This is a genomic window from Aquabacterium sp. (assembly GCF_030652515.1).
GTDB lineage: Bacteria > Pseudomonadota > Gammaproteobacteria > Burkholderiales > Burkholderiaceae_C > Aquabacterium.
Genome location: NZ_JAUSAR010000211.1, coordinates 1 through 1360, shown reverse-complemented (window position 1 = coordinate 1360; position 1360 = coordinate 1). Strand labels below are relative to the sequence as shown.

Sequence of the window (1360 nt, the reverse complement as noted above, 5' to 3'; positions counted from 1 at the left end):
AGGCAGTGTCAATAAATAACATTTACAAGTCAGCGAGATTGCATGGGTCGAATGACATAGTTCCATTCGCCATGAAAGGCCTCTGGTTTTAAATTGATGCTGGCCATCTGTTGGGGGGTGATTTTTCGTCCCAACGTATATTTGCGACGATCCAGGCGGCACGTCACCCGCAACCCTTTGGCCGTGGTGGTGCAAGCGATCAGCCCCACGACCGTTTCATAATCGCGCAAAGGTTCGCCACGCCAGTTGGAGGAGATAAACGAGAAGAGGCGATGCTCGACTTTGTTCCACTTGCTGGTGCCGGGCGGAAAGTGACAGACCGCAATCTCCAAGCCGGTCTGGTCGGCCAAACGTTGCAGTTCCCATTTCCAGAGCCGCAAGCGGTAGCCATTGCTGCCGCCGCCGTCGGCGGTGATGAGCAAGCGCGTGGTCCGGGGATACAGCCGCCGCCCCTCCGCCCGCCACCAACCGCGAATCGAGGCGACCGCGAACGTCGCCGTGTCGTGATCCGTTCCCACACTAACGAAACCCGTGTTTTGGCCCAAGTCGTAGATACCGTACGGGTAGGCGCGCGGTACGGAGGGATCGGGGAAATCGTGCCCGGCGACGTGTTCGGACGCGCCTTGCGCGCGCCACTGGCGGCCCGGGTTGCGGAAATTACCGAGCAACTCTTTTTTCTTGGTGTCCACCGAAATGACGGGCTGCCGCCGCCGGAGCGCCAACCGCACCTGGCGGTTGATGTGCTGGAACTGGGCATCGCGATCCGGGTGATCTTCCCCCTCTTCGGTCTTCCGATTGCCCTGGAGGCTGTAATCCATCGCGCGCAGCAGTTGCGCCACTTTTTCATGGCTGATCGCGTGTCGCCGGTCGGTCAACTCACCGGCCAGGGTGCGTGTGCTTTTGCAGGTCCAGCGCAGCGGCGACTCAGGATCGCCCCGCGTCAGCGGTTCGACCAAAGATTCCAAGAGGGCCGGCAGCTTGGGGTCTTGCTGGACCAGCGAGTGGCGCCCGCCGCCGGTGCGGCGAATGCGTTCAGTGGGCAGCGCGGGGACGCTTAATTCCCGGATGCCCTTGATGATCGTCACGCGCGAAAGGCCGCAGGCCCGGCTCACCAGAGAAACTCCGCCATAACCGATCTGTTCAGCCTCAGCGGCCGCCAGCATGCGCCGTGACCGCTCATTGAGATGGGGCCAGAGAGTCTGCAACTTCACCTGCATATCGCGAAGGGCTACCACACCCTGAAAGTGACAGGCCTTAACTCACTTGTAAATGTTATTTATTGACACTGCCTTAGCCAAGGCCGTGCCAAGATAGTTGGAGGTAATGATCTGGCTTTGACTGGTGGCCAGATTTTTCAAGG

At 59.9% G+C, this 1360-nt stretch carries 1 protein-coding gene; it reads right to left on the bottom strand.

Features of this window, described 5'->3' with window-relative positions; genetic code table 11:
- Positions 1-29: 29 nt before the first annotated feature.
- On the bottom strand, positions 30-1217 hold the full coding sequence (locus Q7V20_RS23255; RefSeq protein WP_304796400.1) for an ISAzo13 family transposase: 1188 nt from the start codon (positions 1215-1217) through the stop codon (positions 30-32).
- Between the last annotated feature and the right edge of the window lie 143 nt (positions 1218-1360).